Annotated in this window: 16 protein-coding genes; 10 read left to right on the plus strand and 6 right to left on the minus strand. The window is 60.4% G+C overall.

Going from position 1 to position 19,389, the window contains the following annotated elements; all coding sequences use genetic code 11:
• Positions 1–132: 132 nt before the first annotated feature.
• Both DW645_RS00820 and DW645_RS00825 read right to left on the minus strand, forming a co-directional pair.
• Positions 133–873 (minus strand): ATP-binding cassette domain-containing protein, encoded by a 741-nt coding sequence (locus DW645_RS00820; protein WP_158554606.1) that lies wholly within the window; start codon positions 871–873, stop codon positions 133–135.
• A gap of 5 nt (positions 874–878) precedes the next feature.
• Complete coding sequence (locus DW645_RS00825; RefSeq protein WP_118225842.1) at positions 879–3,101, minus strand: hypothetical protein; 2,223 nt, start codon at positions 3,099–3,101, stop codon at positions 879–881.
• A 135-nt stretch (positions 3,102–3,236) separates the two neighbouring features.
• Here DW645_RS00825 and DW645_RS09865 point away from each other — a divergent pair, with 135 nt between their 5' ends.
• The 6 genes from DW645_RS09865 (at position 3,237) to DW645_RS00860 (ending at position 7,846) form a co-directional block, all read left to right on the plus strand.
• Positions 3,237–3,749: a hypothetical protein gene (locus DW645_RS09865; protein WP_147356615.1), complete on the plus strand. Its 513-nt coding sequence runs from the start codon at positions 3,237–3,239 to the stop codon at positions 3,747–3,749.
• Positions 3,750–3,758: 9 nt separating this feature from the next.
• A complete protein-coding gene (locus DW645_RS00840) occupies positions 3,759–4,010 on the plus strand; it encodes a helix-turn-helix transcriptional regulator (protein ID WP_006235292.1) in 252 nt (83 codons plus the stop codon).
• Between the two features lie 18 nt (positions 4,011–4,028).
• A complete protein-coding gene (locus tag DW645_RS00845) occupies positions 4,029–4,736 on the plus strand; it encodes a site-specific integrase (protein WP_255413338.1) in 708 nt (235 codons plus the stop codon).
• Positions 4,737–5,132: 396 nt separating this feature from the next.
• On the plus strand, positions 5,133–5,420 hold the full coding sequence (locus DW645_RS00850) for an ACT domain-containing protein (protein WP_006235289.1): 288 nt from the start codon (positions 5,133–5,135) through the stop codon (positions 5,418–5,420).
• Positions 5,421–5,497: 77 nt separating this feature from the next.
• A complete protein-coding gene (locus tag DW645_RS00855; RefSeq protein ID WP_118225845.1) occupies positions 5,498–6,916 on the plus strand; it encodes a citrate synthase in 1,419 nt (472 codons plus the stop codon).
• 87 nt (positions 6,917–7,003) lie between these two features.
• Positions 7,004–7,846 carry a Cof-type HAD-IIB family hydrolase gene (locus DW645_RS00860; RefSeq protein ID WP_118225846.1) on the plus strand — a complete coding sequence of 281 codons (843 nt, stop codon included), beginning with the start codon at positions 7,004–7,006 and terminating at the stop codon, positions 7,844–7,846.
• Between the two features lie 139 nt (positions 7,847–7,985).
• Here DW645_RS00860 and DW645_RS00865 read toward each other — a convergent pair whose 3' ends face one another.
• Together DW645_RS00865 and DW645_RS00870 are read right to left on the minus strand one after the other, a co-directional pair.
• Positions 7,986–8,780 (minus strand): Cof-type HAD-IIB family hydrolase, encoded by a 795-nt coding sequence (locus DW645_RS00865; RefSeq protein WP_118225847.1) that lies wholly within the window; start codon positions 8,778–8,780, stop codon positions 7,986–7,988.
• A gap of 206 nt (positions 8,781–8,986) precedes the next feature.
• Positions 8,987–10,807: an adenine deaminase gene (locus DW645_RS00870; RefSeq protein WP_118225848.1), complete on the minus strand. Its 1,821-nt coding sequence runs from the start codon at positions 10,805–10,807 to the stop codon at positions 8,987–8,989.
• A 274-nt stretch (positions 10,808–11,081) separates the two neighbouring features.
• Here DW645_RS00870 and DW645_RS00875 point away from each other — a divergent pair, with 274 nt between their 5' ends.
• From DW645_RS00875 to DW645_RS00885, 3 genes are all read left to right on the plus strand, one after another.
• A complete protein-coding gene (locus DW645_RS00875; RefSeq protein WP_118225849.1) occupies positions 11,082–11,918 on the plus strand; it encodes a hypothetical protein in 837 nt (278 codons plus the stop codon).
• Positions 11,919–11,963: 45 nt separating this feature from the next.
• Positions 11,964–13,034: a hypothetical protein gene (locus tag DW645_RS00880; RefSeq protein WP_118225850.1), complete on the plus strand. Its 1,071-nt coding sequence runs from the start codon at positions 11,964–11,966 to the stop codon at positions 13,032–13,034.
• Positions 13,035–13,163: 129 nt separating this feature from the next.
• The gene (locus DW645_RS00885; protein ID WP_118225851.1) at positions 13,164–13,550 is read left to right on the plus strand and encodes a hypothetical protein; all 387 of its coding nucleotides are present in this window, start codon (positions 13,164–13,166) and stop codon (positions 13,548–13,550) included.
• Between the two features lie 105 nt (positions 13,551–13,655).
• Here the strand turns inward: DW645_RS00885 and tyrS are convergent, their stop codons facing one another.
• Both tyrS and DW645_RS00895 read right to left on the minus strand, forming a co-directional pair.
• Positions 13,656–14,867, minus strand: coding sequence for a tyrosine--tRNA ligase (tyrS, locus tag DW645_RS00890; protein WP_118225852.1), 1,212 nt, complete (start codon positions 14,865–14,867; stop codon positions 13,656–13,658).
• A 96-nt stretch (positions 14,868–14,963) separates the two neighbouring features.
• Positions 14,964–16,943, minus strand: coding sequence for a U32 family peptidase (locus DW645_RS00895; RefSeq protein WP_158568644.1), 1,980 nt, complete (start codon positions 16,941–16,943; stop codon positions 14,964–14,966).
• Between the two features lie 162 nt (positions 16,944–17,105).
• Between DW645_RS00895 and DW645_RS00900 the strand changes: the two genes are divergently transcribed.
• Complete coding sequence (locus tag DW645_RS00900; protein ID WP_118225854.1) at positions 17,106–19,304, plus strand: transglycosylase domain-containing protein; 2,199 nt, start codon at positions 17,106–17,108, stop codon at positions 19,302–19,304.
• Positions 19,305–19,389: the final 85 nt, after the last annotated feature.

Below are 19,389 nucleotides of genomic sequence, written 5' to 3' on the forward strand. Positions count from 1 at the left end.
GGCCGTGTTCCGCTATGCGGTTGTCAATTTGCGAAAGAAATTATGCGTCACCGGCGAGGCGAATGGCTGAGCGGTATCGATATGCGGGTTTAACGGTATTATATTGACCACATAGATTTTTAACTTGCATTTCTACCCGCCCTTTTCGTAGAGTCGCCGATACGTGCTTAGCGCACCCTCGGCGCGTCCGGCAGGCTTTGCGAAATGGGATCCAGGAGACTTCGGCGCAGCATCATCTTGCGGAATGCTTCTAATGAGCCTCCCATCCTTCAAAAACAGAATCTCATCGCACAGCCTATCGACCGAATCCAAGATGTGGGATGACATGATGATGCACGTACCAGAATCGGCCAGCTTCCTGAGAATCTCGGAATGCAAGTCCACCCTGCTGGGGTCGAGCGCGTTCATGGGCTCATCTAATAGAAGGTACCGCGCGCCCGTCGCATACGCAATCGCCAGGGTAAGCTGCTGCTTCATGCCCTGGCTCAGAGTGCGGATCCTCATCTTCGCGAACTCGCCTATCTGCGTTTGTTCCACTATCTCTTCGATATCGCGAGCATGCGGCCACATATCGCAAACCATCTTGAGGTGATCTTCCGCACGCAATCCGGGATACAGCAGCGTCCCCTCACCAGGTGCATAGAAGATCATAGAACGGACCTCTCTCGCACCCGTACCCTGCACCTCATCCAGAACGATGCTCCCGTCCACGCGAGGACCCGGCAAACCTGCCATCGCACGCAGCAACGTCGTCTTTCCATGCCCGTTCGGAGCGACGAGACCGTAGACCGTACCCGGGGCAAACTCAGCGTCCACCGAATCTACGAGCACCTTCTTTCCATAAGAGATCGTCAGCGTTTGAAGGCCAATCATCGAGATCATCCCCTTTCGATCTTTGGAACACTCAGGCGCACCATCAACGGAGATACGGCGCCCAAAACCACCAGCAGAGCGCCCGATGCGCCGACGACCCCTCCAAAAGGCATCGCGTTCGTCCCTCGCCCAAGGAACCCAATCGTCCCCACCTGGGAAGCGGGATCAAACGAGGCGAATGGAGCCAGCAGCGCGACGCCCATGCCCGCGCTTTCAACATGAGCGCTCAACGAACCCAACACCAGGAGAACCGCGCAAACCACTCCGGTGACAACGGGGTTGCGGCTAATCGCTGCTGTCAACGCAGCGACGACGGAAATCACGCCGTATGCCATGACCAGCAACGGAATACTGCACAACACCGCCTCCCCCACCATGGACGTTGTCGAAGCTCCCGCCCGAATGAGAGCGACGGGATACTCCGATCCACCCGCACCGTTCTTAATCAAGGACACAACCGCAGCGGGAACCATCGACACCAAAAGCAGCGCCAAGCCAAGCAGGAGAGACAGCGCAACAGCCGTCAGAAAACGCACATGCGCTGTTGCGGGGATCTGGAGAACCAGAAGGGAACGACACTGCAGGTGGGTGCACGCGAGCGATGTGACAACCACGGGCAACAGCAAAAATAAGGAGGGAAACGCTGCCTGGAGATACGAAAGGAGGATTAATGGGGGCATCTTCGTACTTAACTCGTAAACCTTGGGGTCCGGCAAGCTCGCGATCGACTCGAGCAGAAGGGCGCGCGCCTCCGCACGAGAAGGAGTCTCCGGCTCGATTCCGATCGATTGCAGGAGGGTCGCATCTGCCGCGCCCAGCTCGCCTCGAGCGCGCTCGTACGTCGCAAGGCTTCGAAACCCCTCCGCAGGCGTGGGCGCGTACACGAAACCCGAAAGAGCATCTCGCATGCCTTCCAGGGCCGCTTTGCCCTCGACGTCCATATTCGCAGCGTCCTGCTCTAGATACCGATCTATTGAACGGAGCTCCCCATCCCTATACCGAACAGCGGAAACGTCACCAGCGTCAGGAAACACCTCGACCAGAGCCGGGGCCAGCATCGCCGTCGACATTGCAATCGCGCATACGGCGAGGGCAGGAGAATGCAGGAGCAGCTTCCCCATCGTTCTTACGTATGCAACGGCGGAGGCACAAGCGCTCGAACGGGCTGTCGTTCTCGATGCGGTGAAGGAACCTCTCTCAAGACAAATCGGGGACATCGGGCGCGCGCAGCCGCTCTTTCCAGCAACGCAAAGCAGGCTAATTGCCAGCACCTCGATCCCGATTGCGCATACGAGGGTAATCGCGCCACGCTCGAAGCAAAGTCCAGGCAGATTCACTATCTGCGTTGTCGGGTACGGGCTATAGGCGCCGACGGTCAACTCAGTGTTCGCATACGTAAGGGGATTCAACAGGGCGAACTCACGTAAAGCGATGGATCTTCCGTAATACCCGGGAACCATCGTCGCCCCCATCAGGGCACATACGAACACGATTCCAAGCGTAGGGTTATTGGCAATCTTCACGGCAAGGTGAACGACGAGCGAGATGAACGCCGCCACCAAGAATTGCAAGATGGCCGTCTGTGCGAACACCAGCCAAGCCGGTTTGATAACCGGAGTCGCATATTGAACGTAGCCTATCGGATAGAACAGCGAGCCCGGGCCATTCTTCACAAGTGCGGCGATTATCCCTGGAAGATTGACAGCGAAGACGGCAAGCATCGCAAAAACACTCGCCCATACGCTCGATGCAACAAGCCTGCCCAGCTCACCCATCGGTGCCTGGATGATGAGTTTTTCACGTTTGTTAAGACGCGCGGCAAGGAACGAGACGGCAACGGCCGTTGCGGCCCATAGCAAGTACTCCTTCGATCCGTCATAAAAGGAGTACGCTCCATCCGATACCTGCAGAAACGGAAGTAGGGGAGAGAGCGGTGCCAAGATAAGACGTCCCGCGGCAAGAGGGTACAGAAGCGCGGGCATGCTTGATGAAGAGGTATAGACACCGTCCTCCCCCGCATTCACAAGCGCATCCGCATAGGATGCTGACAATTCCTGCTCAACACGGGTTATTCCCGACTCGAGGTATTCAACCCGTCCGTCGATGCCAGCCGCGCTCCTGAAGACGGGCAGAGCACAAAGAACCATCAACGCAACAACGACAACACAGAGCGACCTGGAGGAGAGAAGCGACCTAAAGATCGCCTTCGAGATTTTGAGCATATTCATCGCCAACCTTAACCTCATCCAGTCGGAACAGAGGGGCCGAACAAAATGCTCGGCCCTTATTACTTGCCGGCAAAGTCAATTTAACATAAACTGTTAAAAAGTAACCTGAGTTTTTTAAATTCTTCGGAGGTTATTATGAGTTCCGACAATCGCACTCCCCGGCTTCATTCCTTCCGCATCGCATGTGCGATAGCCTCTGCGACCCTTTGCGCCACCGCCATCGCACAAGTGGCGTTCTCCTTAAAGCCAGCAATCGAAGTGCTCGACAACCCTGTAATTGCAGACTCCCCCGCGTATCCAGCCCTTGCGATCTCGACATTGGTCCCTGCCGTCATCGGTATCGCTACGACCATCCTCAGCGCCGTTCTCGTGTGGACGATCAAGAGCGGAGACCCCTTCAAGAAAGGGTCTGCGACATGCTTGAAGGTGCTCGGCATTCTCTTCGTTGTTCAAGCTGCCACCAGCCTCTACGCCGGCTCACTCAAAACCTCCGTTTCGATGTTTGGCGGCGAGGAGGCCGTCGGCGCCCAAGAGATCGCTTCATCATTCGATTGGACCTCTCTGGTTCTCGGCATCGTCCTGTTCATGCTTTCCCAGCTCTTCTTGTACGCCCGAGAGCTGTACCTCGACTCCGACGAGATTGCGTAAGGAAACGCCATGCCCGTAATTGTTCGCCTCGACAAGATCATGGCCGAGCGAAAGATTTCCTCGAACGAACTTGCCGAAAGGATTGGAACCACGCCCGTGAACCTGTCCCGTATTAAAAAAGGGCATATTCGCGGCATTCGCTTCAACACACTCGAGCAGCTATGCCTCGCCCTTCGTTGCCAACCCGGAGACCTTCTCGAAGTCATGAGCGAAGAGGATGCCCGAAAGGAGTTCGGACTCGATTGGTCCGCCGAGGATTAGAGGGCGGTCGTACTCGCCCTGCACACGGGGATGCGAATCGGCGAGGTCTGCGGCCTTCGGTGGTGCGATATGGATTTCGAGACGGGCCTGATCTCGATCAGACACTCGGTGGCGTACGCGAAGGGAATGGGTTCGTTCATCAAGGACACCAAGACCCATGACGCCAGGGGTATCCCCATCGACCCGGTCGGCCTACTCCCCTTCCTGAAGGAGACCCACGAGATCGACTGCGGAAAGCTGCGCTTGCGCGGCCTTACCGGGGCGGTCGAGATCGGGGACTGCTACATCCTGTCGGAGCCGGGCGCGACCTTCGCGACGACAAGCTATATCCGCAGGGCGTTCAAGACGTTCTCGGAGACCAACGGCCTCATGGGCACCAACGACGAGCTGATCACGTTCCACGGCCTTCGCCACACGTTCGCAACGCAGTGGATCCGCCAAGGCGGCGATATCAAGGCGCTCCAATCGATCCTCGGCCACAAGGACGCCATGGCGACGCTCAACGTCTACGCCGACATCGAGCCCATCTCCAAAATCCATAACATGCTGCGCGCCACGCCGTGCCTTTGGCGCGGGCACCTCGGGCCGAGGGTCGATCCGGGTCCCATGTTCCAACAGAGGATCCAGGAGTCCATCGAGACGCTCCAGGCGTTCGGCTACGGCATCACCGAGCCGGACGACCGAAATATCGCCATACGCGACGTGAAGACGAACAGTTGGCTCTAGCTCACCGAGTACGCGGCAGTGCTGGGCCCATCCCAACTGAGGTCACGGTGGTCCGATAGGGGCGCCGCCCGCGGCATGCGCCACGGAGCGGTATCCCCTACCGAAGGGCGGGGATGCCCTCCGCTTCCAGTTCGGAATCAGCCGTCGGAGGCGTTCGGCTGACTGCGGGAACGGCCTGTCCGCTCAATGTGTTCGGCTGAGATCGGAAATCAACCCAACACGAGCCGGACACGCGCCAGACGGCTCTTCCCCGTACGGCCTTCCCCCTTACGCTCATGTTGCAGGCATGTAACGCCGCAGCGAGCGCGCCTTTTTTGCGCCAGACAGGTACAATGATGAACACTGTACCGTAGCGGAGCGCCCCGCGCGCGCCGCAACCACGCGAAAGGGTTTCCCATGGCCGAGATCTCGTCCTCCCGTATCGTCATCACCGTCCTTGGCAAGAACCGCCCCGGCATCGTCGCCGGCGTCACCCGCGTTCTGGGCGAGGCCAACGTCGACATCCGCGACATTACGCAGTCCATTATCGAGGACATCTTCACCATGACCATGCTGGCCGACACCGCCGAGTCCAAGCTCGACTTCGCCGAGCTGCAGAAGGCGCTGGCCGAGGCCGGCGAGCTTTCGGGCGTCAACGTGTCCATCCAGCGCGAGGACGTCTTTAACTTTATGTACCGCCTGTAGCGAACAAGCCGCTCGGGGCAGCTTGACGTTATATCGTCCAAGCGCGCGGCCCCAAAGCGGACCGGAGAGGAGCGCGCATGGCCTACGACGCCAAGAAAATCTACTACCGCTTCGACGATCACCTGAGCCGCCTGGTTCTGGATTACGAGGCGAGCCGTCAGATTTCGCCCGAAAGCGAAAACCTCTACCACGGCCTGCCGACCGCCCCGTACGACGAGGGCCTGTTCGTAGAGCACAACGTCAAGCGCGGCCTGCGCAATGCCGATGGCTCGGGCGTGGTCGCGGGCCTTACCCGCATCTCGGACGTGCACGGCTACAACAAGGTCGACGGCAAAGTCGTGCCCGACCAGGGCAAGCTTACGCTGCGCGGCTACAGCATCGAGGACCTCGTCAACAACGCCCAGGCCGAGAATCGCTATGGCTACGAAGAGGTCGCCTACCTGCTCATCACGGGCTCGCTGCCCAACAAAGAGGAGCTCGACGGTTTTTGCGGACGTCTGGGCGCTTTTAGGCACCTGAGCGACGAGTACGTCAAAGAGTTCCCCATGACCACGGTGTCGTCGAGCATCATGAATGTGCTTCAGCGCGCCGTGCTGCTGCTCTACGCCTTCGACGCCGAGCCCGACGCCATTACGCCCGAGCACGAAATCGACGTCGCCATCTCCATGCTCGCCCGTCTCCCCCGCATCGCCGCCTTCGCGCATATGGCCTCGGTCGCCAAGCGCCGCGGCTCCGAGGTTCATGTACCGCACCCCACACCCGGCCTCTCCACCGCCGAGACCATCCTGCAGGTGTTGCGCGGCGGCATGGCATTCACCCGCGACGAAGCCATGCTGCTCGACGTGATGCTCATGCTGCATGCCGAGCACGGCGGCGGCAATAACTCCACGTTTGCCTGCCGCGTGCTGTCCTCCTCGGCCACCGACCCGTATTCCGCCTACGCCGCGGCCATCGGCTCACTCAAGGGCCCGCGCCACGGCGGCGCCAACGCCAAGGTCGTGTCCATGCACGAGGACATCCGCGCACATGTCTCCAACTGGGAGGACGAGGACGAGGTCGCAGCCTACCTGGGTAAGATTCTCGACAAGCAGGCCTTCGACGGCACGGGTCTCATCTACGGTATGGGCCACGCCGTCTACACGCTGAGCGACCCGCGCGCCGAGGTGTGCCGCCGTTACGCGCGCACGCTTGCCGCCAAGAAGGACCTGGGCGATGAGTTCGCGCTCATCGAGCGCATCGAGCGCCTAGCACCGCAGGTGATGCGCGACCACGGCATGACCAAGCCTATCTGCGCCAACATCGACCTGTACACAGGCTTTATCTACAAGATGCTCGGCGTGCCCGAGACGCTCTTTACGCCGCTATTCGCCGTCGCCCGCATGGCCGGCTGGTCGGCGCACCGCATGGAAGAGCTCTTCTGCGCGCATCGCATCATCCGCCCGGCATACCGTCCGGTGATCGAGCCGCTGGAGTACAAGCCGCTCGCCGACCGCTAGGACGCGGACCGTTATAGAACCCGAGCGTGGCCAGGGCATCACCGCCCTCGGCCACGCTTTTTATGCCAGTAGAAAGGGCTGCATCGAATGATTGTGTTTTCCGACATGGATGGAACGCTGCTGACGAGCGATAAGCAGATGGGCGACGCCACCTGGGCGATGCTCGACGAGCTCGCACGCCGCGACATTGAGTTTGTACCCTGCACGGGGCGCCCGCTGTCGGGCATCTTTGAGCCCATCCTCGCCCATCCTGCCGTGCGCTACGCGGTCTGCGCCAATGGTGCCAGTGTCTGGCAGCTCGACGACGGTACGCCCACCGATACCTCACGTGCTACGCGCATTTTGAGCCGACCGCTCGACCGCGCCATCGCCCACCGCGTCCATAGCATTGCCGCCGGCCATGACGTCACCTTCGATATCTTCGCGGACGGGCAGTGCTTCCTCCCCCGCTCGCTCTACACGCGTCTGGACGAATTCTGCGGCGGCGACCCCCACATCGCGGCTTCGCTCAAGCGCACACGAACACCGATCGACATGGATATCGACAACAAGATCGACGAGGTCGAGACACTCGAACGCATCGCCATGTACTGGCACGACCCGGCCGATCGCGACGCCATCGCGGCGGAGCTCGACACGCTCGAAGGCATTGAGGTCACGCGTTCGTACGCCATGAATATCGAGGTCATGGGCGAGGGAGCCACCAAGGGAACGGCATTGGCTTGGCTATGTGAGCATCTGGGCGAGCCTCTCGCCGACGCCTGGGCGTTCGGCGACAACATCAACGACATTCCCATGCTGCAGGCAGCAGGCCACGGCACGGCCATGATCAACGGCGAGCCCGAGGACCGCGACGCCGCTGACGCCATCACCGAATACGACAACGACCACGACGGCGTCGCCCGCACCATCATGGCCGCCCTCGCCTAGTCATCGGCCAGTCATTGGGGACGTTCTTAAATGGCTAGTCGCTGGCGGCACTCACTTAAGTCTGTCCCCAATGAGTGGTTTCACTCACTTAAGTCTGTCCCCAACTGCCGGCGCATAAGGAATGTCCCCAACTACCGGTCTAGCAGAGGCTCTCCAGCACGCGACGGAGCTCATGCTGAACGGCGTGGTCACGGTTGCAGCCTACGACGCGATCGGCAACCGCTTTGAGCGCGGGGCGCGCGTTTTCCATCGCACAGCCCGTACCGACAAAGCGAATGATCTCGTAGTCGTTCATCGAGTCGCCAAACGCCATGACCTCGTCGCGCCCAATGCCGTAATGCTCCGCAAGCTGTGCGATGCCCGAGGCCTTCGACACGCCGGGCTGCATGGCATCGATCCAAGCGTTGCCCGAAGGCGCAAAGGTAAAGAGCTGGCCAAGTTCGCGCTGTAGTACGTAGGCGCTGTCCATAACGGCGCAGTCATCGCAAAAGATACTCGCCTTGATGATATTTACGCTGGGATCGGGCAGCTCCCAAATACGTTCGGCATTGGGAAGGTCCTTATCGACCTCGCGCACGAACTTGCTCTCGTCATCGAGCAAAAAGGACTTGGTTCGGTCAAAGAGTGCAAGATGCAGATTGGGAAACGTCCTGACGGCTTGGGCGAGCCTTCGAATCGCCAGGTGGGAATACACCTCACGGTCTACCATCTTACCGTCGGCGTAGACCTGGGCGCCGTTAGCGGCGACAAAGTCCATCTTGTCGCGAACGGGCGCAAAGAACTCGCACAGGCGATCGTAGCGGCGGCCTGACGATGCGGCAAAATGCACGCCATGCTCGCGTAGCGCCAAAATCAGTTCGTAGGTCTCGGGAGGCACCTGGCCGTTTTCGTCAAGCAACGTGCCGTCCATATCGGATGCAATCAGTTTAAACATAGAAAAGCTCCCTTCGGGCTTGTTGGAATCGAACGTGTATCCGATTCCAACGTACCCAAAGGGAGCTCAAATAAGACCCCGCAGTCATAAACGTTACATAGACCTGGCAAATAGCTCACGCGCGCCAGAGAGCCCACGGTCGCGGCGTCAGGCGACACGCCAAAGAGTGTCCCCGACGACTAGTCGTTTAAGAACGTCCCCGATGACTAGTCGGCGTAGGTGAAGGTGGTGACGTCGAACATGCCCTCGGGACGGATGCGGAGCGTCGGGATCACCGGCAGGGGCAGGAAGATGATGCCCATGATGGGGTCGAGCGGCGGCTCGATGCCCATGGCGCGCGCCTTGACCATAAAGTCGTCGTGCTGCGCGGCGACATCCTCGGCCGTGCCCTCGCTCATCAGGCCACCGAGCGCCAGCGGAATGCGCGCTACGACCTCACCATCGCGCACCAGCACGTGACCGCCCTGCCCCACGGCTTCAACAGCCGCCATCATATCGGCAGCGTTATCGCCCACGACGCACACGTTGTGCGAATCGTGGCCGATCGTCGAAGCGATGGCACCGCCCGTGATGGTAAAGCCGCGTACCCAGCCGCGACCGATGTGCTTGCCAACAAGACCCAGGCCCGCAGGACCATCACCGTCGGCGCCCTCGGCCTGCAGCGACACGCCGCGGCCGTGGCGCTCGATCAGCATAATGCGGCGCAGGCCCTCGGCGCTCTCGGGGCGAGCCATACCCGTGATGGCCTTACCCGGCACCACGTCAATCACGGCCTCGCCCGGCTTAAAGGCGTAGTCGAATACGTCGAGCGAAAGCTTCGGCAGCTTAACGGAGGCGCGCAGCTCATCGGCAAGCGCCGCAACCTCGGCCATCTCGGGTGCGATCTCGCCCACAAAGGTGCCGTCCTGCGCCACCAGAGCACCGGCGGCATATACGCGATGCGGCGCCGTGGCAAACGTCAGGTCATTGAGCACCAGCAGGTCGGCACGCTTGCCCGGGGCAATCGCACCACGCAGCTCGTGCGGGTCGCGGCAGCCGTGATCCAGGCCAAACGCCTCGGCCGTGGAGAGGGACGCCATAGAGATAGCGACCACGGGGTCGATACCGGCCTCAATCGCCACGCGGCAGGCATTGTCGATCATGCCGGTCGCAAGCGCATCGGAAGGGGCGCGGTCGTCAGTCGCAAAGCAGCAGCGGCGGGCGCGCGCGGGGTTCTCCAGCAGCATCGGCGACAGATTGGCCAGGTCATGGCTGCACGTACCCTCGCGCAGCATCACGTACATGCCGCGAGACAGCTTGTCGAGCGCCTCCTCGGGAATCGTCGACTCGTGGTCGGCGATAATGCCCGCCGCGGCATAGGCGTTGAGGTCCTTGTCGGCAACGAGCGGCGCATGGCCGTCGACCTGCTTGGACGGCGTCTGGTTGGCAGCATCGATGCGAGCACAGGTCTCGGGGTCGGCCATAAAGACACCCGGCAGGTTCATCATCTCGCCCAGGCCAAAAACGTCGCCCGGATGCTCGGCAAAAAACGCCTGCATATCAGCGGCGGTAATCACAGCGCCCGCTTGCTCATCGGGCAGCGCGGGCACGCACGAGGGCATCATGTACTTGATGGAAATGGGCGCGCGGCGACCGTCCTCGATCATAAAGCGCAGGCCGTCGAAACCCGCCACGTTGGCGATCTCGTGGCTGTCGGCAATGGCGGTGGTGGTACCGCGCGTCGCCGCCATGCGCGCATACTCGGCGGGGCGGATGTTCGAGGACTCAATGTGCAGATGTCCGTCGATAAAGCCGGGGGCGAGATAGCGGCCCTGGCAGTCAATGACCTCGGTCGCCTCGTAGGTGCCGGCGGCATCGTCGCGACCGTCGTAGAGCACGCCAACGATTACGCCGTCCTTGACGGCAACGCTACCGGGCGCCACGCGCTGACCGTACACGTCGACAATCTGCGCATTGGTAAACAGCGTGTCGACGGGCACGCGACCCTCGGCGGCCTCGATCACAGACCTCATGACCTCAACGGACATACATACTCCTTTAACGTTTGAAATAGCTGCGGAGCGGACAGACCTTCACCGCAGCGAGCCAATAGCCATTGTATGCCCAAAAGAAGGGTCGTAAATACGCCTCCCTCCGCTTAATGATCCCTTGGGGACGGAGAAACATCTCCCATTTTTACCCGACGCACAGGCTCAAAACGGAACATTATCCACGCTCACACCGGGCAAAATTTATGTCCGCACGGCGAGATATACTCTGATGTCAAAGGCATTTGGACAAGCCAAAGAGAAAGGAAACACCTTGTTCTATCTCAAGGATTGCAGCGGACAGCCGAGGGCACCGCAGAGGACTATCGAAGGTATCATGCGCGGCGTACGCATCGCCTTTAGACTTATTCCCTTCGTACAATCCGTCGAACTTGTAGGACCTGAAGATATCGAGAGCGACTGCCCTATTCAGCTTCAGGTCAATATCGATCCGCGGTTTGGCAAGCCCTTCGCTCCGATCTTCGACGAGCCCTGGCAACCCTCGAGAGATGTACGCTTTAAGCCGTTTAGTCAATACCTGCTTACCGAACTTGGTCGCGATGTTGACTGCTTTGCTGGCGACAGCGCCCGCGCACGCGAGATCGGGCGCGATACTAAGCTTGTCTACGAGCGAGAGCCCGACTACTTTCTGTCTGACACAATCGAACCGCTGTTCAAATCGGCCGAAAATGACGCGCGAGAAGCCGCGAGGTGCCTGGAGGACGACTTTCGCGCCATGGCCCCCAACATCTGCCACTATGCCGGTGAGGCGGTGCTGTCGAGTCTCGAAATCGCCTACCACGCCGTGGGCGGTCTGGATGTATTCGCGCCCGACATCTCCAATTACTTGGAAAATGCGTCGGAGGCACGAGCGATACGTTGTGCCGACTTATGGCTAAGGCACGCCGCGCACGAGCTCGATTATTGCATGCGATGCGTTCATAACGGCGCGCCGCTCAGCGGTCTTGACGCGCTGTGCGCGGTAGTCTACGCGAATGAGTTTGCTGATGAGTTGGACATGGCCGGTAGACCGGCATTTTGGATTCCAGTTCGCAATCCCGAGGTTATTGAGCTCATGAGGACACTCGAGATGCCACGGCAATGCCGGTAACACGAGAAGGACGGACCACTCTAGGTAGCATGAGATAGGGGCGTTATGTTTTATTACAAGGATTATTCCTCTTCAACGGTGTCGCCGAAGAGAGCCATAGATGAAATTGCAGATGCCTTGCAATGGCCTCTCAGCAATAGCCTCTGTGTGAAATCTGCCGAACTCGTTGAACCCGAGAAGCTCAGCGGCAAAGGACCGATTGAACTGCAGCTTAATATCGACTGGCGGCTTGGCACTCCTCTTGTGTCTGAATTCGTCATGCCGTGGAAAGTGGCTGACGAGGAGCGCTGCAGGCGGTTTGCCGACGAGATCGTTCCGCGGCTGGGACGTGATGTCGAATGTTATACGGACCGCAACGACCGTGCGAGCACGCCAGGTCGTAACACGAAGCTCGTCTACGAGCGTAGCGAGCACGACGAGAGCGAAATGAAGAGGTCCCTCGAGATTTCTGAAGAGCTCGCGCGGGAGACAGCAGGGTATCTGGCAGATAGTTACCGCTCTAACGCGACGGAAATCTGTCTGAACGCCGCCAGCATAGCGAAGGGCTATCTCGACCTTGCCTCCAACGCCATGGGAGAAACGGGCGATTACATTGGAGGGCCTAATACTGTCTCGGGATCTCTTGATGAAGCTCAGACTTGTCGCGCAATCAACGGAAGCCCCCGCCTCGACCGCGCTGCAAGCACATTGGCCCACTACAAGCTTGCCTATGAGCTTAGCTTTTATGGTGAACTAGTGGTGGTCGGTCACGATGCGCTTCGCGCAGTGACCTACGTAAACGAAATCGCGGATGCACTGCATGCGGCTGGCAGACCGGCATATTGGATTCCAGTTCACAATCCCGAGGTTTACGACTTCATGAAGACGCTCGGATTGATTCCGGAAAAGCCGAAATTTGAAAAAGGCGACCGCGTGCGCTTTTGGGATGTTCGGAGTACCTCGATACACGGGCGTTATGTCAACTTTCCCGAAAGGTTTGGCGTCGTCGAGGACGCCAAACCTCAGCCTGGTGGAAACCCCAGCAAAGGGCGTTTTTGGACGTACGACGTTCGCGAGGGCGATGTGCTCCACAAAGGGCTGACAGATTGGGATATCGAGTGGCCCTATCATTGCTAGACGACGATCCTGCCCAAGGGATCCAAAGCGTCGGCACCAGCTTGATGCAAAGTAACCTGACCCCATTGCACCAATATTTATGAGATAAATACTAAAGAGTCATCTATAAGTTCTATGAAAGAAGTGCTAATGAATCTCGAAATGGATATGAATGCCGTCGAAATGAAGACATGGGCAGAAACTAAAAAAAACAATTATCCACGGTCGGCGTATTACGACAAAAATATTTGGAGAAGCCCGAATCAGTCCGGCAGCACGGAAAAGGAGCACTGCATAGCTTGGCTCGAGGCACAGGAAGACAATAGGCCAGCCAAAGATATCTATAATCGCTTGCAGTGCGTGGCCTTAGTCCTGTGGATTGCTGAGGCCGCTGGGGTCGATGACGAAACCGTTGGAGCGGCATCTGACGCTGCCGAAAAAATCTATACGGAGAAAAAATCTGCCAATTCGGCAACCGCGGCGGCCAAGGACATCATTTCTTGGGACATGGTTGTCAAAGCTTCCCAATCAGAATAGCATCACCCAGCCACTTCGAGACACCGTCAGACCCTTCATTAAAAAAGCCGCGGCCGGAATTGATCCGGTCGCGGCCCTTTTGCACATGCTGGGTTAACTTAGTTGTTAGACCAACTTGAAGCCCTTGCGCTTGCCTACGGAGAGGGTGTCGCCCAGTTTGAGGGCGCTGGGGTCGATGTTGTAGCTCTTGGGAGCCACAGCCTTGCCGTTGATCTTGACGCCGCCGCCGTCGATGTCGCGACGGGCCTGGCCGGCGCTCGCCGAAAGACCCAGATCCTTGAGCAGGCCGGCGAGGTAGATCTGGCCCTCGTCGTTAACAGTCAGCTCAACGTGCTTCTCGGGGAAGTCGGCAAGCTGGCCCTCCTTGAACACACGGTCGAACTCGGCCTGGGCCTCGTCGCCGGCGCCGGCGCCGTGGTAGGTATCGCACAGGTCGCGGCCCAGAGCGCGCTTGAGCTCGTAGGGGTCGGCGGAACCGTCGGCCAGGGCGGCGTCGATCTTGTCGACCTCGGCCGGGGTGAGCGAACTGGCCAGACGATAGTACTTGCCAATCATCTCGTCGGGGATAGACATGGTCTTGCCGAACATATCCCTGGGAGCGTCGGTCAGGCCGATGTAGTTGCCATAGGACTTGGACATCTTGCGCACGCCGTCGGTACCCTCGAGCAGCGGCATGGTGAGCGCGATCTGCGGCTCCATGCCCATCTTCTCCATAAGCTCGCGGCCAGCGAGCAGGTTAAAGAGCTGGTCGGTGCCGCCCATCTCGACGTCGGCCTTAATCTGCACGGAGTCGAATGCCTGCATCACGGGGTACAGGAACTCGTGCAGGGCGATCGGCGTCTGGGACTGGTAGCGCTTGGTAAAGTCGTCGCGCTCGAGGATGCGGGCGACGGTGAACTTGGAGCACACCTGCAGCAGGCCGGCTAGGTCCATCGAAAGGATCCAATCGCCGTTGTGCACGATGGTAGTCTTCTCGGGATCCAGGATCTTCATGGCCTGGCTCACGTAGGTCTCGGCGTTGGCCTCGATTTGCTCCTGCGAAAGCTGCGGGCGAGTGGAGTTCTTGCCCGAGGGGTCGCCGATCAGCGCGGTACCGTTGCCGATGATGAGGGTGACGTTGTGGCCCAGGTCCTGGAACTGACGCATCTTGCGCAGGGGCACGGCGTGGCCCAGGTGCAGGTCGGGGCTGGTGGGATCGACGCCGAGCTTGATGTTGAGGGGCTCGCCCTTCTCAAGCTTCTTGCGAAGATCGGCCTCGGGGACGATCTGCGCTGCGCCCGAGGTGATGATACGCATTTGCTCGTCAACAGACAGCATTGGGTATCCTCCTTTTGCTATAGCACCCTCGCCGAAAACGGCGGTGCTGGAAGTCCATAAACTCTCATATGATAACAAACTGACGCGACGCGGCACCTACGACAGGAAAATCCTCGTCCTGCCGCACGCGTCAACAGCGACCGGCAGGCGCATACCGTCACGTTCAACTAAATAGCGCGTTTGTCGACGACGTGAGCAGTCGCGGCAATGGACCTGCCCCGTCGCATCCGTCGCGCAGACGCCCTCGGCGGTCAGCAGGCAATGCTCAGACACCATAAGCTCGGGGTGGTCGGCGTCGATGGGCCCAAGGACGCCAGGCTCGGCAGCCAGCTCGGCAATACGCTCCTTGTCATTGCCGAGCAACTCGGCCGGCACGTACACCCGCCCCGCGCCAAGCCCGCGCATCCAGGCAAGCGTGGCACGGTTGGTGCAAAACACCGGCGCCGCCACATCAAACGCCACGCCCAACTCACGCGCCATCGCAACCTGTCCCAAATTGCGACAGACCACACGCCCGGCACGCTGCATCAGCGAGCGGGCCCGCTCGACGTCGCCCCCGCGACAGACCTCATCGAGCACCACGGTCGCATCGGACAGGTCGAGCTCGTCACACGGGTCGGCATCCATCAGCTCCCAGGCAAAGAGCATGCGAGCCAAAGCCCCCTGCTCCGCCGACTCCGCAAGTTCCGCCGGCTCCGCCACCGGCGCAATGCTATCCGTCAGAACGCCCTCAAACGGCAACACCTCAACGGCACGCACGGCGGGCGCGACCGCATCCGCCTCGGCATGCATGCGCTCCAGAGCCGCCGCCGTCTGTTCCAGCACGCCAGCACTGCGAATCAAGTACACCTCGCAGTCCACATCGACCTTGCGCTTGCAGTGCACGGCGACGCGCTCCCCCGCCGCGGCACTCACCGGGCAGGGCACCTGCGGCCAGCGCTTGGGCACATCGGGACGCGCGTCGGCACCCGGATAAAACCTGATCTCGAGCGTATCGCCCGCCGCCACGGCGGCATCGAGCTCGACGGTCACTTCCTCGTGGCCCACGGCCACCAGGCGTCCCACGCGCACGCCTTGGTTGATCGCACGCTCAAAGCTCATAAGCTCGGTGCCCGAACGCCCCCGCAGATACGCGTCGGTAAACCCGCGGTTAAACGACCGGCCCAGCTCGCGCTCGAGTGCAGCCACGTCAGCAGCATCCCACGCGCCGTCGCGCAGCATGTCGAGTGCTCGGCGCCACGCCCGCACCACGTTGAACACATAGTCGGGGTTTTTCATGCGCCCCTCGATCTTGAGCGACGCCACCCCGGCGGCAACGAGTTCGGGCAGATGCTCGATACCCAAGTAATCACGCGGGCACAGCAGTCGGTCGCCCTCAACGGCAACAACACTCTGCCCCGCCTCGTCCACTAGGTCGTACGCCAGACGGCACGGCTGCGTGCAGTCGCCGCGCATCGCCGAGCGCCCACGCCGCAAGGCCGAGAACTCGCACGCCCCCGAATAGCCGATGCAAATCGCACCGTGGCAGAATACCTCGATGGGCACGCCCGTGGCACAGAGCGCCGCAATCTCGTCGACCGTCAGCTCGCGTGCCGTCGTCACGCGCTCGACCCCCAGCTCATCGGCGGCAAGCCGCACGGCACCCTCGCTATGAGCGCCCGCTTGCGTGGACAGGTGAATCTCGACCCCGGGAATCGCCGCGCGCAGCGCGCAGGCCAACCCGGCATCGGCGACAATCAGAGCATCGGCGCCCAGCTCCAGTGCATGAGCTCCCAACGCCACCGCGTCGGACAACTCATCGTCAAACACGAACACGTTGAGCGTTACGTACACACGCACGCCATGGGCATGCGCCACGGCGCAGCCGCGCGCAAACTCGTTATCCGTAAAGCCATGGGCGCTCACACGGGCGTTAAAGCCGCCCAACCCCGCATAGATGGCATCGGCACCCGCGGCGATGGCCGCAAGCATCTGGTCGAGTCCGCCCGCCGGCGCCAGCAGCTCGGGCAGCGCCGCACCGGCAGCATCCAATCCAGTCTCGTATTGTCCGCTCGGCCCCATCGTCCGAATCGCCATCGACAAACTCCTTACCAAGGTATGCATTCACTCTGAAAAATGCCGTCTTCCAGCATACACGAGGCCTCGCGCGCCCCGTTTGGTTTATCGTGTAATAACTTATGTCCATCCTGCCCCGACGGCACATCCGCCGTCCGGCACGACATACCTGGAGGTCAATATATGGGTCCTCGCCAACGACAGGGACGCAGCCGTTCAAAGACGCATGCTCTGCCCATAATCCTGCTCTCGTTTTTGGGCTTTCTGCTGATTGCGGGCGTGGCATTTGGCATCGGCATGGTCGGCAACGTCAACCGCTGGCTGTCCGATCTGCCCGACTACACCGACGCCAACGCGTATCTGGTGAGCGAGCCCACCGAGATCGTCGACTGCAACGGCAACAAGATCGCGAGCTTCTACACGCAAAACCGCAAGTCCATCACCAAGGACGAGGTCTCCCCCTACGTGCTGCAGGGCACCGTTGACGTCGAGGACGAGCGCTTCTACGAGCACGGCGGTATCGACCTGTGGGGTATCGCGCGTGCTGCGGTGGCAACCCTCGGCGGCGGACACGAAGGCGCCTCGACGATCACCCAGCAGCTTGTGCGCAACACCATCCTGCAGGAGGAGCAGTTCGACTCGACCATTGAGCGTAAGGTGCGCGAGGCCTACATCGCCATCAAGATGGAGGACATGTACTCCAAAGACGAGATCCTCATGATGTACCTCAACACCATCTATTACGGCCACGGCGCCTACGGCATCGAGGCCGCAGCCGAGACCTATCTGTCCAAGAGCGCCGCCGACCTCACCCTCAGCGAGGCCGCGCTGCTCATCGGCCTTCCCAACTCGCCTTCGCAGTACGACCCCACGGTCAACCCCGATCTGGCACTGTCTCGCCGCAACAAGGTTCTCGACAACATGCTGCGCCTGGGCCACATCACCCAGGAGGAGCACGATGCCGTACAGGCCGAGCCCATCACCCTCAACGTGACCGAAATCTCGGGCAGCGGCGTCGACGTATACTCGCAGCCCTACTTTGTCTCCTACGTCAAGCAGCTACTGGAGCAGGAGTTCTCGACCGACGTGCTCTTTAAGGGCGGCCTGACCGTCAAGACCACCATCGACCCCACGATGCAGCAGGTGGCAGAGAATGCCGTCCGCGAGCAGCTCGACACGCTCTCGCTTGACGGCCTGGACATGGGCATGGTCGTCGTCGACCCCAAGACCGGCTACATCAAGTGCATGGTGGGCGGCTACGACTACAACGCCGACGAGAACCACGTAAACCATGCCACGGCCAAGCGTCCCGTCGGCTCCACCTTTAAGGCCTTTACGCTGGCAACTGCCATCCAAAACGGCATGAACCCCAACGTCACCCTCAACTGCAACTCGCCGCTCAAGGCCAAGGGCACCACAACCGAGGTACAAAACTACGCCAACCAGAGCTATGGCAACATCACGCTTAAGCAGGCGACGGCATACTCCTCCAACACCGGCTACATCCAGGTGGCGGAAGCCGTCGGCAACAGCAAGATCATCTCGCTCGTCAAAAAGCTCGGCATCGATCCTTCTAAGGACAACATCGAGGACGTTCCCGTCATGACCCTCGGCACCGGCTCGATCTCGCCGCTCGAGATGGCCGCCGCCTACGCGACGTTTGCCAACGGCGGCTACTATCGCCAGCCGATCGCCATCACCGAGATTGACTCTCGTACCGGTTCGGTGCTGTACCAGCACACCGACAATCCCTCACAGGTGCTTACCGAGGGCGAGGCCGCCGCGGTCACCGATGTTCTGTCCGGCGTCATGAAGGGCAGCGGTACGGGTGCTGCCGGCGCCCTGAGTGTCAACCAGCCCTATGCCGGCAAGACGGGCACCACCGACAACACCACCAACCTGTGGTTCTGCGGCTATACCCCGCAGCTGGCATGCGCCCTGTGGACCGGCTATTCCGCGGGCGAGATCCCCATCCAAAAGTACGGCACGGACCTGCTGGGCGACAGCACCAACCTGCCTGTCTTTAAGCGGTTTATGAACACCGTTCTGACCGGTACCGAGCGCGAGGAGTTTGCGACCGGAACGGCGCCCACCTACAAGAACAACAGCGTCTGGAAGTTCTACGGCACCAACAACACCAAGAAGTCGGAGAACGACGACAAGGACAAGGACGAGGACGAAGAGGAAGAGGAAACCACCACAACGACTACCACGACGACCACGACCACCGAGACCACGGGCGGCGACACCACCGGCGGCACCGGTACGACCGGTGGCTCGACGGGCGGCTCCACTGGTGGTTCGACCGGCGGCGATGGCGGCACGCCTACGCCTACGCCCACTCCAGACCCCTCGCCCACGCCTGACGATACGGTCGGCTAAGAAGTACGCGACTAAAGCCAACAAGGCCCCGAGCAGCTTATTGAACTGCTCGGGGCCTTTTAGTTTGAAACGACCTGGAGGGCGG

The organism is Collinsella sp. AM23-17 (genome assembly GCF_003470945.1).
Lineage (GTDB): Bacteria > Actinomycetota > Coriobacteriia > Coriobacteriales > Coriobacteriaceae > Collinsella > Collinsella aerofaciens_O.

Coding starts and splice junctions, on each gene's coding strand:
- DW645_RS00820 (WP_158554606.1), bottom strand. CDS start 873: ATGATTGGCCTTCAAACGCTGACGATCTCTTATGGAAAGAAGGTGCTC.
- DW645_RS00825 (WP_118225842.1), bottom strand. CDS start 3,101: ATGAATATGCTCAAAATCTCGAAGGCGATCTTTAGGTCGCTTCTCTCC.
- DW645_RS09865 (WP_147356615.1), top strand. CDS start 3,237: ATGAGTTCCGACAATCGCACTCCCCGGCTTCATTCCTTCCGCATCGCA.
- DW645_RS00840 (WP_006235292.1), top strand. CDS start 3,759: ATGCCCGTAATTGTTCGCCTCGACAAGATCATGGCCGAGCGAAAGATT.
- DW645_RS00850 (WP_006235289.1), top strand. CDS start 5,133: ATGGCCGAGATCTCGTCCTCCCGTATCGTCATCACCGTCCTTGGCAAG.
- DW645_RS00855 (WP_118225845.1), top strand. CDS start 5,498: ATGGCCTACGACGCCAAGAAAATCTACTACCGCTTCGACGATCACCTG.
- DW645_RS00860 (WP_118225846.1), top strand. CDS start 7,004: ATGATTGTGTTTTCCGACATGGATGGAACGCTGCTGACGAGCGATAAG.
- DW645_RS00865 (WP_118225847.1), bottom strand. CDS start 8,780: ATGTTTAAACTGATTGCATCCGATATGGACGGCACGTTGCTTGACGAA.
- DW645_RS00870 (WP_118225848.1), bottom strand. CDS start 10,807: ATGTCCGTTGAGGTCATGAGGTCTGTGATCGAGGCCGCCGAGGGTCGC.
- DW645_RS00880 (WP_118225850.1), top strand. CDS start 11,964: ATGTTTTATTACAAGGATTATTCCTCTTCAACGGTGTCGCCGAAGAGA.
- DW645_RS00885 (WP_118225851.1), top strand. CDS start 13,164: ATGAATCTCGAAATGGATATGAATGCCGTCGAAATGAAGACATGGGCA.
- tyrS (WP_118225852.1), bottom strand. CDS start 14,867: ATGCTGTCTGTTGACGAGCAAATGCGTATCATCACCTCGGGCGCAGCG.
- DW645_RS00895 (WP_158568644.1), bottom strand. CDS start 16,943: ATGGCGATTCGGACGATGGGGCCGAGCGGACAATACGAGACTGGATTG.
- DW645_RS00900 (WP_118225854.1), top strand. CDS start 17,106: ATGGGTCCTCGCCAACGACAGGGACGCAGCCGTTCAAAGACGCATGCT.